13 protein-coding genes are annotated in these 14764 nt (G+C 64.3%); 4 read left to right on the top strand and 9 right to left on the bottom strand.

What is annotated here, in order from left to right:
- Positions 1-2 precede the first annotated feature (2 nt).
- The 4 genes from gmk to J6595_RS21655 form a co-directional block, all read right to left on the bottom strand.
- Positions 3-668, bottom strand: a complete 666-nt coding sequence (gmk, locus tag J6595_RS21670; RefSeq protein WP_209597693.1) for a guanylate kinase — start codon at positions 666-668, stop codon at positions 3-5.
- Positions 665-1552, bottom strand: coding sequence for a YicC/YloC family endoribonuclease (locus J6595_RS21665; protein ID WP_209597691.1), 888 nt, complete (start codon positions 1550-1552; stop codon positions 665-667). The genes gmk and J6595_RS21665 overlap by 4 nt, the downstream gene beginning before the upstream one ends.
- A 251-nt stretch (positions 1553-1803) precedes the next feature.
- On the bottom strand, positions 1804-2928 hold the full coding sequence (gene mltG, locus J6595_RS21660) for an endolytic transglycosylase MltG (protein WP_342453264.1): 1125 nt from the start codon (positions 2926-2928) through the stop codon (positions 1804-1806).
- Between the two features lie 119 nt (positions 2929-3047).
- Positions 3048-3524, bottom strand: a complete 477-nt coding sequence (locus J6595_RS21655) for a MarR family winged helix-turn-helix transcriptional regulator (protein WP_209597689.1) — start codon at positions 3522-3524, stop codon at positions 3048-3050.
- A gap of 52 nt (positions 3525-3576) precedes the next feature.
- Here J6595_RS21655 and J6595_RS21650 point away from each other — a divergent pair, with 52 nt between their 5' ends.
- Complete coding sequence (locus tag J6595_RS21650) at positions 3577-4251, top strand: glutathione S-transferase family protein (protein WP_209597687.1); 675 nt, start codon at positions 3577-3579, stop codon at positions 4249-4251.
- Between the two features lie 78 nt (positions 4252-4329).
- On the top strand, positions 4330-4689 hold the full coding sequence (locus tag J6595_RS23010; RefSeq protein ID WP_425342196.1) for a VOC family protein: 360 nt from the start codon (positions 4330-4332) through the stop codon (positions 4687-4689).
- Positions 4690-5258: 569 nt separating this feature from the next.
- Here J6595_RS23010 and J6595_RS21645 read toward each other — a convergent pair.
- The 5 genes from J6595_RS21645 to J6595_RS21625 all read right to left on the bottom strand — a co-directional run bounded on the left by J6595_RS21645 (position 5259) and on the right by J6595_RS21625 (position 12600).
- A complete protein-coding gene (locus tag J6595_RS21645) occupies positions 5259-6371 on the bottom strand; it encodes a DUF4167 domain-containing protein (RefSeq protein ID WP_209597685.1) in 1113 nt (370 codons plus the stop codon).
- A gap of 293 nt (positions 6372-6664) precedes the next feature.
- Positions 6665-7660 carry a peptide chain release factor N(5)-glutamine methyltransferase gene (gene prmC, locus J6595_RS21640; protein WP_209597683.1) on the bottom strand — a complete coding sequence of 332 codons (996 nt, stop codon included), beginning with the start codon at positions 7658-7660 and terminating at the stop codon, positions 6665-6667.
- 10 nt (positions 7661-7670) lie between these two features.
- Positions 7671-8756 carry a peptide chain release factor 1 gene (prfA, locus tag J6595_RS21635; protein ID WP_209597681.1) on the bottom strand — a complete coding sequence of 362 codons (1086 nt, stop codon included), beginning with the start codon at positions 8754-8756 and terminating at the stop codon, positions 7671-7673.
- Between the two features lie 99 nt (positions 8757-8855).
- On the bottom strand, positions 8856-11063 hold the full coding sequence (gene ptsP, locus J6595_RS21630; RefSeq protein ID WP_245199033.1) for a phosphoenolpyruvate--protein phosphotransferase: 2208 nt from the start codon (positions 11061-11063) through the stop codon (positions 8856-8858).
- A 280-nt stretch (positions 11064-11343) separates the two neighbouring features.
- Complete coding sequence (locus J6595_RS21625; RefSeq protein ID WP_209597679.1) at positions 11344-12600, bottom strand: aspartate kinase; 1257 nt, start codon at positions 12598-12600, stop codon at positions 11344-11346.
- A gap of 388 nt (positions 12601-12988) precedes the next feature.
- Here J6595_RS21625 and ubiG point away from each other — a divergent pair, with 388 nt between their 5' ends.
- Both ubiG and J6595_RS21615 read left to right on the top strand, forming a co-directional pair.
- Complete coding sequence (ubiG, locus tag J6595_RS21620) at positions 12989-13732, top strand: bifunctional 2-polyprenyl-6-hydroxyphenol methylase/3-demethylubiquinol 3-O-methyltransferase UbiG (RefSeq protein ID WP_209597678.1); 744 nt, start codon at positions 12989-12991, stop codon at positions 13730-13732.
- A gap of 348 nt (positions 13733-14080) precedes the next feature.
- Positions 14081-14428: a hypothetical protein gene (locus tag J6595_RS21615; RefSeq protein WP_209597675.1), complete on the top strand. Its 348-nt coding sequence runs from the start codon at positions 14081-14083 to the stop codon at positions 14426-14428.
- The last annotated feature ends 336 nt before the right edge of the window (positions 14429-14764 follow it).

Genomic DNA, 14764 nt, shown 5'->3' with positions numbered 1-14764 from the left:
CCTCACGCCACCTCTTGCCCCAGCAACTGCTCGGTAAACTCTTCCAGTCCCGGCCGCCGGTCCCGCTTCAGCCGTTCCGCCGCGATGATGGCGCGAACCGCCTGGAAGGCGCGGTCGAGGTCGTCATTGACGACAACATAGTCGTAGTCGCGCCAGCGCTCGATCTCGGTCTTGGCGTTTTTCAGCCGGACGGCGATCGTCTCCGCCGAATCCTCGGCGCGCCTTAAAAGCCTCGTCTTCAGCTCTTCCATCGAAGGCGGCAGGATGAAGATCGAGACGACGTCGTCGCCCGCCTTCTCCTGCAGCTGCAGGGCGCCCTGATAGTCGATGTCGAAGAGCATGTCGCGCCCCTCGCGCATGGCCTTTTCGGCCGGCGCCTTGGGCGTTCCGTAGAAGTTGCCGTGGACCTCTGCCCATTCGAGCAGGCCCTCGCCGGCGCGCAGGCGGTGAAACTCGTCCTTGTCGACGAAGCGGTAGTGGATCCCGTCGATCTCGCTCGTCCGCCGGGCTCTGGTCGTCACCGACACCGACAGCGAAAAGCTCGGATCGAATTCGAGAAGGTTGCGGGCGATGGTCGACTTGCCCGCGCCCGACGGCGAGGACAGGACCAGCATGAGGCCACGGCGGGAAATCTCCGGCGTCGAGCCAAGGTCTAGCGGAAGTGTCATTCGATGTTCTGTACCTGCTCGCGGAACTGGTCGACGACGACCTTGAGGTCGAGCCCGATCGCCGTCAGCGATGCCGCATTGGATTTCGAGCAGATCGTATTCGATTCGCGGTGAAATTCCTGCGACAGGAAATCGAGACGCCTGCCGATCACGCCGCCTTTCGCAAGCAGCGCCTCGGTGGCGGCGAGATGGGCGTTCAGCCGGTCGATCTCTTCGCGGATATCGGCCTTGGCGGCAAGGATCGCGGCCTCCTGATAGAGCCGGTTCTGATCGAGATCATCGCTCGCGCCGATCAGGGTCTCGACCTGCTGCTTCAGGCGCCGGGCGATCGCCTCGCTCGTACGGGCCGGATCGCCGTCGGCGCGATCGACGAGGTCCCTGATCTGTGAAAGCCGCTCGGACAGGACGCTCGCAAGCGCCGCCCCCTCGGCGCGCCGAACCTCGTCGAGACGCGTCAGAGCCTCGTCGAAGCCGGCGACGACGGCCCCGTCGCGTGCCTCGGCGGTCGTCTCGTCCACCGCCTCCTCCGCAACGTCGATCAGACCCTTGATCGCAAGCAGCCCATCGGCCGTCGGCGGTGCGGCGTGACCATCGGCGACGAGCTTTCCAGACATTGCGAGGATCTGGCCGAGCATCTCCTCGTTGACGACGAGAGCCGGTGCGCCAGCCTCGCGGCGCCACTGCAGATTGGCCTGGACATTGCCACGGGTGACGGTCGCCGCGAGCCGGCGCCGAAGGTCGCCTTCCAGATGCTCCATGCCCTGGGGCATGCGAAAGCGCACGTCCAGCCCCTTGCCGTTGACCGCGCGCATCTCCCATACAAAGGAGCCCGCCGCGGTTTCGACCTCGGTTCGGGCAAAGCCTGTCATGCTTCTGACCGCCATCGCTCGACCTTCCAGACCCGGCTACGGCATCGGTCCAAAAATCGGAACGATTCTCGGACAGCACGATGCGTTGCTTCAATAGGCTAGACCGTCCTTCATGCGTCCATTCGCACGCAGGGCGCTCCAATCGGGTACCGGCGCGACATGCGCCTCGATCCCTCGGGCTCCTGGACTGTCCCATCCCGGCCCGCGGATCAAGCCCCTTTGACAGAAAGCCGGGGATTAGCGTTCACGGCCGCGTCGCGGGCGGCTCAACCACCACTGCCGGAACTCGATTCCTCCTCGGCCGCGCGCTGGCGCTGGAGTTTGCGATATTTCGCGACTTTGTTGTTGTGCTCCTTGAGCGTCGACGAGAAGGCGTGACCGCCGGTTCCGTCGGCGACGAAATACAGATCGTCGGTCTGAAGCGGATGGGCGACCGCCTCCAGGGCCGCCCTGCCGGGATTGGCGATCGGCCCGGGCGGCAAACCCCTGATCTTGTAGGTGTTGTAGGGGGTGTCGCTGTCCTTGTCGGACTGGGTCACCGGCTGGCCGGAGGGTTTGCCGGCGCCGCCATAGACGCCGTAGAGGAACGTCGGATCGGAATCGAGCCGCATGCCCTTCTTCAGCCGGTTGATGAAGACCGATGCGACATGCGGCCGCTCGCCGGCAATGCCGGTCTCGCGCTCGACGATCGAGGCGAGTGTGATGAACTGGCCGATATCCTTGATCGGCAGGTCGGGATCGCGGCCGTCCCAGATCTCCTGGACGAGCCGATCCTGAGCCGACTTCATCCGCTGCACCACCTCTTTTCGAGTGGTGCCGCGCTGGACGAGATAGGTGTCGGGTTTCAGCGTTCCTTCAGGCACCTCGCCGGGCATGTCCCCGCTCAGGAAATCGGCCGCCGCGATGCGCTCATAGGCACGGTTGACCGTCCAGCCTTCGGGGATCGTCACGGCGTGCATGATCGACTGGCCGCTGACCAGCTTTTCCATGACCTGACGCATCGAGGCGCCGGGCGCAAAGGCGAACTCGCCGGCCTTCAATTTCGACCCGGCGCCGGAGAGCCGCACGCCGTATTCGAAGACGTCCGCGTCTGCGATGATCCCCTGGCGCTCGAGGCCGCTCGCGATAGCGGACACGCCGGTTGAGGACGGCACGACATAGGTCGCTTCGCTTTTCAGCGGGCCGGGACGCTCGAACTCGCTCTTGCCCCAGTAAAGCACCGCCCCCGCGGCCAGCACCAGAAAAAGCGCCGCCGAAAGACAGAAATTGAGGAAGATCACCAGCTGATTGCGGGACTGGCGCGACCGCCGCGGCGGCTCTGGCGCTGGCGACGGCTTCATCTTGCGTCCACGATAGTTGCGATGGTCCCCGTCTCCATAGTGCTCGTTCACGGACAATCCCCTTCCTTTGCCGCGATCCGGCTCTCTGGCAACATGCCAATGTGGCAAAAGGCCGGACAAGGCAAGGAAACTGCGTCATGTATCGCGCTCATCAGCTCGATCGGAAGCACTCAGGCAAGCGCATTCAGCCCCGCGCGCAGCGCATCCGGCTCGCCGGCGATGCCGAGCGCCTCCTCGAGTTCGGCCTGGGTCCACTCCCATAAAGGCACCGCATCGACGAGAAGCGCTACCCCGGCTTCGGTCAAGGCGAGACGGCGAGAGCGCTTGTCCGTCCGATCCGGCCGAACATTCACGAGCCCGCGCCTTTCCAGCGGTTTCAGATTCGCCGTCAGCGTCGTGCGATCCATGCCGAGAAGTTGCGCGACCTCGCCGAGCGTCGGCGGCTCGGGCCGGTTCAGCGACATCAGGATCGAGAACTGGCCGCTCTTCAGATCGAGCGGGCGAAACGCCTCATCAAACTTTCGCGCGATCGCCCGCGCCGCGCGCTGGCTGTGGAGGCAGAGGCAGCTGTCGCGAACCCGGATGGTCGTCGTGTAGGGGACCGCCGGTCTTGGCTGCTCGTGATTCGAATCATTTGTATTTGACATGATCTATATATGTTGATATCAACTCATTTGTCAAGGAATTTGGGAGGTTCCGATGCAGCTGCATTCCGTCGTCGTCACGGCCTATGACTGGGTGCCCGATTTCGCTCATGGCCACGTCCGCGATCTTCGCGTGCGCTGGGCGCTCAACGAAGCCGGCATGCCCTATGAAAGCCGGCTGATCGATCATCAGCAGAAACTCGAGGCCGAGCATCTGGCGCGCCAGCCTTTCGCCCAGGTCCCTGCCCTCGACCTCGACGGCAGCTCGATGTTCGAATCCGGCGCCATCGTCTGGACTATCGCCGAGAGAAGCGAAGCGCTGCTGCCGAAGGACGCCGCAGGCCGCCGCCAGGCGCTCACCTGGTGTTTCGCCGCGCTCAATTCGGTGGAGCCGCCAGTCGCACAGCTCGTCGAAATCGATTTCTTCATGGACGACGAGCACGTCAAGGCAAAGCTCCGCCCGCGCACGGAGAAGGCTGTCACGACCCGCCTGTCGCAGCTTCAGGCAGCGCTCGGTGAAGAGCAGTTCCTCCTCGGCGCGTTTTCGGCGCCCGACATCCTGATGGCCAGCGTCCTGCGCAGTCTCGGTCACAGCGACATTCTCCGGGGCTTCCCGCAACTTGAACGTTATCTCGACCGGTGCCTTTCGAGACCCGCCTTTCAGGCGGCTTTGGCAGAACAGATCGGTGATTTTGCAAGGACTGCATCGACGACCGAGAACGCGGCCTGAACGACAGCGTTAAAAGCGTTTCACGTCCACCTCTTGCGAAAGAAATCGGTCCGGTGGGTCAGAAAATCTGACCGGCGGATGAAGCGCACGCTCTCCATCACCGCGGCAATTTCCGTCTCCTCGCTCGAGACCGACAGTAGGCAACAGTCCCATGTCGTATTTCCAGGGTTTCGTCACGCCCGTTGCAACGTCGAACCGCGAGGCCTGGCATGCCGGCGATGGCCGCATCGGAGCCGTGATGCCGCACCCCCCGGGAGCCAGACGGGGTGGCTGGTCTATTTCGCGGTCGATGACGTCGACGCAGCCCAGGAAAGGCTGAAGGCTCCGGGAGGACATGTGCGTCATGGCCCCAGCGAGGTGCCCGGCGGCTCCTTCACCATCGCTTGCGCCGATCCGCAGCGCGCGCGGTTCGGCCTCGTCGGGCCGCTTAAGTCGTAAGGCTCCAAGTCGCCGGCAGGAACGCCGCACGTTCGAATGGACGCTATAGGGCACGACGCGATGCTTGATGGCCGACCACGACTTGACCGAGACGGCGCAGCTTTCGACGCTTCGTCATTCTCGGGCCCCGTCCCGAGACTCCAGAAACGTTCGACAAAACAGACATTTAATCGGCGCGCTGGATGCTCGGGACGGGGCCCGAGCATGACGACCGCGATAAAAGTGGACGCCTGATCCCGGAGTGTCAGGCACTCGATATGCGCCGTTCGACGAGACTGTCGTGCAAACTGAAAGGACGCTGGATGAACGCTCTAATCTGTTGAACTAATGCATCGTGCTTTCCAAAAATCAGTTCCGAGTTTCGGGCCGATGTTGCCGTTTCCGCACCTCCCTGCTGGCCGAAGGGGAAAAGCGGAAAGCCTCAGCGCCGTATCGCCGGCCCGTCCCGTACCGGATCTGCCGAGTGACGCCCTCCTGTGACGAACACCGACGATACCGGTTGCGCAAAAGAAACGGGCGCCACCGTTACCGGTGACGCCCGCAGATTTCGTGACGAGAGCGTTGACGCGTCAGCCGTTGGAGGCGAGCAGGAAGTCCGGCAGACCCTGATTGTTGCTCTCACCGTCCCCGTCGCCATCGCCGCCGTCGTCCGACTTCTTCGCGCGGGTGGTGCGGCGGCGCTTCGGCTTTTCCTCGCCATCGGCGGTTTCGGCCTTGGGCTTGCGACGCGTCGATGCCTTCTTCGGCGTGTCCTCGGCCGCCTTTGCGGCTTCGGCGACCGGTTCGCTCGGGGCGGTTTCCGCCGTGGCGGGTGCCTCATCGGACGTCTCGGAATTCGCCTCGTATTTGTCCGCAAGCCGGGGACGACGGCTCCTCGGTCGACGCTTGGCGCGGCTCTGGGTCTCTTCGAGAGCTTCGGCCGCCGTCATGCCGATCGGGTTCTGCGTCGTCTCGGCATTGGCGCCGTCCTGGGACGCATCGTCCCGGCCATTGGCGCCACGCCCCTGCGCCGCGTGATCGCGTGGCGAGCGCTCGTTCGACCGAGCGGCTGCCTCGTCGGCGGCGCCGTTCGCGCCGGCATCGTGGCCGTTGCCGCGGTTTTCGCCTTCGCCGCGCATGATGACGGGCTGCGGGCCAGAACCGGCCGGAGCGTTGCGCTCGCGGCGGTCCCGCTGGCCGTTGTCGTCCCGGCCGCGCTGATTGTCGTCGCGATTGCGCTGATTGTTGCGATTGCCGCCACCGTGATCGCGGCCGTCGCGGCCATTGCCATGCTGCTGGCGCCGATCGCCGCGCTCATTGCGGTCATTCCGGTCGCTGCGATCGTTGTTGCGGTCGTCGCGATCGTTCCGGCTGTAGCTGTTGTTGTCGAAGTTGTCGTCGTCGTCCTCGTCATCGTCGCTGTCGCGCGTTTCGCGATCGTCGCGCGGCTGCTGAAACTGCGCCTGGGCAGCGGCGATGATGCGATTGTAGTGCTCGGCGTGCTGGAGATAGTTCTCCGCCATGACGCGATCACCGGCGGCAGAAGCATCGCGCGCCAGCATCGCGTATTTGTCCGCGACATGCTGGGCCGATCCGCGAATCTTGACGTCAGGACCGTTCGACTCGTAGTTGCGCGAAAGGGGATTGGGACCTTTGCGCCCACGACCGCGCATACGGTTCTTCTGCTGCTGTCCTGGCCTCATGCTCTTCCTGTCTCTTGTGTATCGGGAACATCCAGCGACGTTCCACGTCGGGAGCGTGCAAAATGCTCCTGTGCGCGGCCCTCTCTTCGAGGACGGGCCAGCGATGGAAATGTTCTAAGGTCGGTTTCGACTGGCGTTCCGTCTTGCCAGTTCAACGGACGACCATTCGGTCATCTCGAGCATCTCCCGGCTCTGCCGTCTGAGATGTCCCCCTCGATTCCTCCGTACGCGCTCGACAATAGAGAGGAAACCCCGGAGCGACAAGCCTTATTTCCTCGAATAACCATTTCCGCCTAGAAACTGGCGGGCTTCGCGAAAGCTTCGGGCTCCTGCCGCCCCGACGTCAACACGAGAACCCGCTCGATCCCGGCGAGATCCTTCGACCGGCCGGCAGCGGCAAAGCCGGACGCTTGGAAGATGGTCTCGACGTCCCCCGCCTGTCCGTGCCCGATCTCGACAATCACCGCACCGCCGGGGCGCAGGACGCGGCCCGCATCTTCGGCGATCGCCCGGTAGGCCGCGAGCCCGTCCGGGCCGCCATCGAGGGCCAGCATCGGATCGTGGCGGCGCACCGAGACGTCGAGTTCTCCGATCGTATTGGTCGGAATATAGGGCGGATTCGAGACGATGACATCGAATGGACCGCAAACGCCCGCAAGCTGGTCGGTCAGCACCGGATGAAAGCGTGGGCCGACGCCCGCAGCCTCCGAATTGCGCCGCGCCGTCACCAGCGCGCCCTCGGCAATGTCGATGGCGACAGCCTCGGCAAGCGGGCAGAGCGCGAGCAGCGACACGGCGATGGCCCCGGTGCCGGTTCCCACATCGGCAAAGAGGCATGCCCCACGCTCGGCCATCGCGCCGTCGACGAATGGCCGCGCCATATCGACGAGAAGCTCGGTTTCCGGCCGCGGCTCGAGGGTGTCCGGGGAGAGCTCGAATTCGTGTTCGTAAAAGGCCCGGCGGCCGATGATGCGGTGAACGGGCTCGCCCTCACGGCGCCTGGCGAGGAAGCCGGCGAAGGCCTCGGCCTCGCCCCGCGTAACGGGACGGGCACTCGCGCGGTGGATCTGCGATGGCGTGACGCCGAGGACCGCTGCAAGGAGCAGCCTCGCATCGAGGTCGGGCGTCGGGGAAAGTCCCGCACCGCAAGGAGACGTCGCTCCGGTATCCGGCTGGCGAAGGCGACGCACCCCTTCGTCATAGAGCTCGCCGAGACAAGCGCCGCCTCGCTCCGCGGCCTTGAGGCCCGATGTCGAGACGCCGCCATCGGAATCGGCAGGGCCGCTCATTGCGACGTCCTCACACCCCGTCCTCGACGCCGACGGCGGCGAGAAGCCGGGCCTGATGATCGGAAACCAGCGCATCGACCAGTTCGTCCATCTCGCCCTCGATCACCCGGTCGAGCTTGTAGAGGGTGAGATTGATGCGATGGTCGGTCACCCGGCCTTGCGGGAAATTATAGGTGCGGATCCGCTCGGACCGGTCGCCCGAGCCGACCTGGCTCTTGCGCGTGGCCGAGCGCTCGTCGTCTGCCTTCTGCCGTTCCATGTCGAACAGCCGGGCTTTGAGAACCTCCATGGCGCGGGCGCGGTTCTGATGCTGCGACTTTTCCGAGGAAGTGACGACGATACCGGTGGGAATGTGGGTGATGCGAACGGCCGAATCGGTGGTGTTGACATGCTGCCCACCGGCGCCCGAGGCACGCATGGTGTCGATGCGAATGTCGTCGGGACGCACCTCGATGTCGATGTCCTCGGCTTCGGGAAGGACGGCGACCGTCGCCGCCGAGGTGTGGATCCGCCCGCCGGACTCGGTCTCAGGCACGCGCTGGACCCGGTGAACGCCGGATTCGAACTTCAGCCGGGAGAACACCCCCTTGCCCCGGATCGCCGCGATCACTTCCTTATAGCCGCCGACCTCGCCATCGCTCGCCGACAGGACCTCGACCTTCCAGCGGTTGAGCTCCGAATAGCGCTGGTACATGCGAAACAGATCGCCGGCGAAAAGCCCGGCTTCCGAACCGCCGGTGCCGGCGCGGATTTCCAGGATCGCGCCCTTTTCGTCGGCGGCGTCCTTGGGAAGGAGCAGGAGCTGGATCCGGCCGCTCAGCACCTCGAGCTGTTCCTTCAGACTATCGATCTCGGCTTCAGCCAGCTCGCGCATCTCGCGGTCGGCGGAGGGATCGTTCAGGAGGGCGCGCGAGCCCTGCAGTTCCTCCTCGGCCCGGCGGTACTCCCCGATCGCAGCATTCACATCCTCCAGCGAGGCGTATTCCGCCGCGAGCTTGGAATAGACCTCATGCTCCAGCCCCTTCGCCATCTCCCTTTCGAGCATGGCGAAACGCTGGGTGATTTCGTTCAACGTCGTGTTCGGCAGAGTTGCCATGATGTCCGGTTCGAATGCTGAATGACTTGGATTTTGCGGGATCGTCAAAGGATGGCGGTTCGGCTCCGCCGATCCTCAGGGTGTCTGCGCCCACCCCCGCTAATATGGGATCGCGTGACGCGCGGCAAAATCCTCGAGCAGGGTCCGTGCCGTCCCCGCCTGCGAAACGTCGTCGAGAAGCGCATCGAGCTCGGCCGACAGGCTCGATGCCTCGAGCGCCATCAGCATCGCCTTGACCGGACCGATCGAAGGCGGCGCCATCGAGATGTTCCGGAAGCCAAGGCCGATCAGCGCCATGGCCGACAGGGACCGGCCGGCCATCTCCCCACAGAGCGAGACGGAAACGCCGTGCCGCTCTCCGGCCCGCACGACTTCCCGCAGCGCCCTCAAGAACGGCACCGAGAGATCGTCGTAGCGTGTCGCGACATGGGCGTTGCCGCGATCGACGGCGAAGAAGAACTGGAACAGGTCGTTCGAACCGATGGAAACGAAGTCGAGTTCGGCCATCAGCGGATCGAGCTGGAACAGCAGCGAGGGAACTTCCAGCATCGCTCCGACCTCGAGGCTCCTCGGCGGAACGTAGTTGAAGCGTGACAGATGCTCGAGTTCGCGCGAGATGAGGGCGCGCGCCGCGCGGATCTCGGACAGGTCGGTGACCATCGGAAACATGATGCGCGCGGCGCGGCCGGAAGCCGCCTTCAAAAGCGCGCGCAGCTGCGTCCTCAGAAGGCCTGGCCGGTCGAGCGCGAGCCGCATCGCGCGATAGCCAAGGGCCGGATTGTCCTCGGGGCTCTGGCGCAGATAGGGCAACAGCTTGTCGCCGCCGACATCGAGCGTGCGGAAGGTCACCGGCCGCTCGCCCGCAGCATCGAGCACGGCGCGGTAAAGCCGCTCCTGATCGCCGGTGCGCGGCATGGTCGAGGCGACCATGAACTGCAATTCGGTTCGAAACAGCCCGATTCCCTCGGCGCCGGATTCGGCAAGCTGGGGCAGATCGACGAGAAGCCCCGCATTCATCTGCAGCCCGATCGGCGTCCCGTCGCGGGTCACGGCGGGCTGGTCGCGCAGCGAACGATAGCGCTGCTGGCGTTCGGCGCGAAAGCGCAGCTTGTCGGAGAAAAGGCTCTGGATCTCCGGCGGCGGACGCAGATGGACGTCGCCGCTCTCGCCGTCGACCACGATCGGATCGCCCTTCTCGGCCATCGAGACGGCGCCCTTGACCTGACCGGCGACCGGAATGCCGAGCGCGCGCGCGACAATGACCACATGGCTGGTCGCCGCCCCTTCTTCGAGGACGAGACCGTGGATCTGCCCGCGGTGATAGTCGAGAAGTTCGGCCGCGCCCATGTTGCGGGCAACGACCACCGCGTCGGTGACGTCCTTGCCGTTGACGTCCTGGCCGATCAGCTGGCGCAGGAGCCGGTTGGCGAGATCGTCGAAATCGTGCAGCCGCTCACGCATGTAGGGGTCGGTGAGATGCATCATGCGGGCGCGCATGTCCGACTGCACCTTCTCGACCGCCGCCTCGGCGGTGAGGCCGTTGCGAACCGCCTCCTCGAGCCGGCGCACCCAGCCGCGATCACGGGCGAACTTGCGATAGGTCTCGAGCACCGCCCGATGCTCGCCCTCGTCGGCGACCTCGCGCAGCGCCAGCATGTCCTCGATGGATTTGCGCAGGATCGTCAGCGCCTCGGACAGCCGCGCAACCTCGCTCTCCACGTCTTCGTTGAAAAGGTTCGACACCACGACGCGCGGCTCGTGCAGGACGACCTGGCCGATGCCGATGCCGTCGCAGAGCGGCACGCCCTCGAAACTGACGGGCCGTGTGAGGTCGAGCGTGACGCCGGGCCGCAGAAGCCCCTCCAGCCCGCCCGCCGCGATCATCTCGGCGATGACCATCGCAACGGTCTCGAGCGCTTCGGATTCTTCCTCCGGATAGACCCGGCCCACCGCCTTGTTCTGGACGACGAGGACGCCGAGCGTTCGGCCGGCGCGCAGCACCGGAACGCCGAGGAAGGTTGCGTAGGCTTCCTCGCCGGTCTCCGGCAGGTAGGTGAAGGCCGGATGGTTCTGTGCGTCCGACAGGTTATGCGGCCGGGCGGTGGCGGCGATCGTGCCGACGAGGCCCTCGCCGAGCCTCAGCTGCGCTAGATGCACCGCCCCCGGATTGAGGCCTTCGGTCGCGTAGAGTTCGAGTACGCCGTCGGCACGCAGCACATAAAGCGAGCAGACCTCGGTCTCCATATGCGTGGCGATGAGCTTGACGATCTGATCGAGACGCGCCTGAGGCTCCAGGGGCTCGATCATGAGCTCCCGAATGCGGCGCATCAGCACCCGCGGACCTGAGGTGTCGCCCCTGTTCAACGCTGCCTTCCGTCCTTTGGCATCGAGGAAGATACCCGAGACCAGTCTCGATCCAAAACTATCCCATCGCCATACTTCTCGGCGACAAAGCGATAGGCCCGACTCACTGCCGCATCTTGCGGCCATCGTGCCGGATTTGACCGTGGTGAAGCAAGAACCCTGCCGCTTTCAGTTGATCGCCGTGACCGGTTCGTTCAAACCCCCATGCGACGCAGCCGTCGGCTCAAGCCTTGTCGAGGCCGTAAACGCCGTGCAGAGCGCGCACGGCAAGCTCCGTGTAGTCGCCGTCGATCAGGATCGAGATCTTGATCTCGGAGGTGGTGATCGCCTTGATGTTGATGCTGCGGGCGGCGAGGGACTTGAAGGCGGTTGCCGCGACGCCGGTATGGCTGCGCATGCCGATGCCGATCACCGAGACCTTGGTGAGGCCGGATTCGCTCTGCAGCGAATCATAGCGCATTTCGGCCTTGGCCGCTTCGAGGATCGCCGTCGCCTTGGCGAGATCGCCGGCCGGCACCGTGAAGGTCATGTCCGTCGCATCGCCGGATTCGGAAATGTTCTGGACGATCATGTCGACATTGACGCCGGCATCGGCCAGCGGCCCGAAGATCGCCGCGGCGACGCCCGGCCGATCCTCGACGCGGCGCAGCGATATCTGCGCCTCGTCCTTGGAATAGGCGATACCCGTTACGACCTGCTGTTCCACGATTTCGTCCTCGTCGCAAATGAGGGTTCCCGGCGGATTGTCGAAGTCGTCCATGCCGGGAGCGTCAGGATCTATGAAGGAGGAGCGCACGAAGGTGCGCACCTTGTGTACCATGGCAAGCTCCACCGAGCGCACCTGCAGCACCTTGGCGCCGAGCGAGGCCATTTCCAGCATCTCCTCGAAGGAGATCTTGGCCATGCGCCGCGCTTTCGGCTCGATGCGCGGATCGGTGGTATAGACGCCATCGACATCGGTGTAGATGTCGCAGCGATCGGCGGCGATCGCCGCGGCGATGGCAACGGCGCTGGTGTCGGAGCCACCGCGCCCCAGCGTCGCGATGCGGTTGTCCGGCGCGATCCCCTGGAAGCCGGCGACGACGGCGACCTGCCCCTCGCCCTCGAACCGCCGCACGATCTCGCTGGCGTCGATCTCCTGGATGCGCGCGGCCCCGTGCGAGCCGTCGGTGCGAATCGGGATCTGCCAGCCCTGCCACGAGCGCGCATTGACGCCCATCGCCTGCAGCGTGATCGCCAGAAGACCGGCGGTGACCTGCTCTCCCGAGGCGACGACCGCGTCATACTCGCGCGCATCATGGATCGGCGAGGATTGCCGGCACCATCCGACCAGCTCGTTGGTCTTGCCGGACATGGCCGAAACGACGACGGCGACGTGATGACCGGCGTCGACCTCACGTTTGACGTGGCGGGCGACGTTTCGGATGCGGTCGATGTCGCCGACGGAGGTTCCGCCGAATTTCAGGACGAGACGGGCCATGAGCTGCGATAGTCACTTCGGGGGCGCGGCGCCCTGTCGGGCCCGGCGGTTCGTCTTTTCTTTGACACCGTCGAAGCAGCGCTGCGACTGCCCCTTCGGCGCGCGTTCCCTAACCGATGGCGGCGAAAGGCGCAATCATTGCCTCCGAAATGCCGCTCGCCGGTAGATCGCGGCGAAAAATCCTTGCCTCAAGACCGCCGGCGACAGCGGCGAGATCTGGCGAAGGCCGCCATCCGCAGCCACTTGATGCTTGCAGGCGCCCTCGGCTTTGCCGACAGTATTCCGTTTTGCCGGGAAGATCGACGACCGCGTGCCGCCGCGCGCCTTGACTTCGGGGCCGCGAGACGAACATCCGTGTGCGGAGCAAGGAATGGAACGGGCTGGGCTGATGTCAGAGGGTACCACGATCGACGCGGACGAGATCGAGCGCTTTTCGCGCCTCGCCCAGGAGTGGTGGAACCCCGCCGGCAAGTTCAAGCCGCTGCACAAGTTCAATCCCGTGCGCCTCGACTACATACGCGAGGAGATGGCGACGAATTTCGCCCGCGACACGATGCAGCCGAAACCCTTTGCCGGCCTGTCCGTGCTCGACATCGGCTGCGGCGGCGGGTTGATCTCCGAGCCGCTGGCACGCCTCGGCGCCACGGTCGTCGGCGCGGATGCGTCGGAGACGAATATCGAAGTGGCCAAGCTGCATGCTGAGGGCTCCGGCCTTGCGATCGACTACCGCGCCACCACCGCCGAAGATATCGCAGAAGGCGGCGAGACCTTCGATGTCGTTTTGGCGCTCGAGATTGTCGAGCATGTCGCCAATGTCGATCTGTTCCTGTCGTCCTGCGCCAAAATGGTGAAGCCTGGCGGCCTCTTGTTCGTCGCGACGATCAATCGAACCCTCAAGGCCTACGGCTTTGCGATTTTCGGAGCGGAATACGTGCTCGGATGGCTGCCGAAGGGCACCCACCAGTATTCCAAGCTGGTCAGACCACAGGAGATCGCCCGTCCGGTCGAGGCCGCAGGCCTTTCGATGCTCGGCGAAACCGGGGTGGTCTACCACCCACTCGCCGACGAATGGCGCCTCTCGCGCGACACGGACGTGAACTATATGACCCTGTCGCGCCGACCCGAAGTATAATCACCTTCGACAGGCTTTTTCTTGATCAGCTGGAAATATTGGTCGCAGAAGCAAAATATCTGCGACAAATCGCCATGTCGCTGCGGTGACGAATGGCTTTAGATTGCAATAGCAGTCGCAACGCTTCGCAATCTATAATTGAGTTTTCCGCAACTGATTCGAAAGACAAATGATCAGTTCGTCGATTTTTCCTCGGCTGTCGAAGATTAAATCGCAGCTGACTTACGAAATACAATCTTTCACGTCCCCGTGATCAAGGCCAGGACAAGCCACGAAAGCTAGAGTGTTGAAGTCGGGAGAAGACCTCAACCGAGCATGAAGGGCCAGAAGCCGGAAAGAGAGAACACGATGGCAGCTAACCGAGATGGTATCCCCAACGAGACGACCTGTCCGGTTCCCCTCGATCTCCTGGCGAAACTGTTGCGCTCGGACGAGGCTCTGCGAGAGGAACTGATCTGCGCCATCCCGCCGATGGAGCGGGCCCGACTCGCATTCTTCTGCTACAACCGCGTCCATCTGCGCGCCCTCGCCTTTCGGATCACGCTCCTGTGCGAACTGAAGGAATTGCGGATTCTCGCCGGCGCCAAGGGCGACATGCTCTATCAGCAGGCCACCGAATACGGGATCTACGAAGATCACGACGCCATCACGCCCAGAAGGCGTGGCGTGACGCTGGCCCGTACGGCGAAGGGCTGAAAGGGTTTTCGTTCGATCTGCAGCATCGGCCCGAATATCGAAATCGATTTTCGGAAAGCACGATGCGGAGATTTAACAGGTTAGAGCGTCCTTTGTGCGCCCATTTGGACGCACGACACGATCCTCGAGGGCCGGCCACGACTTGATCGAGAAGGCGCATCATTCGACGCTTCGTCATTCTCGGGCCCCGTCCCGAGAATCCTGTGTGCTCGAATTGGTGTATGGTGGGAGGCGGGAAGGAGGCCGAGAGAATCCTGGTCGTCCGCAAGGCAGACCGGTGCCTGGCATGGCCCCTTCCCGCGCCGTCTTCGAAACCTGAACAGTTGCATGAGGCTG

The organism is Jiella mangrovi (assembly GCF_017815135.1).
GTDB lineage: Bacteria > Pseudomonadota > Alphaproteobacteria > Rhizobiales > Rhizobiaceae > Jiella > Jiella mangrovi.
The sequence above is the reverse complement of the archived record's forward strand: the minus strand, read 5'-3'. Positions and strand labels throughout refer to the sequence as shown.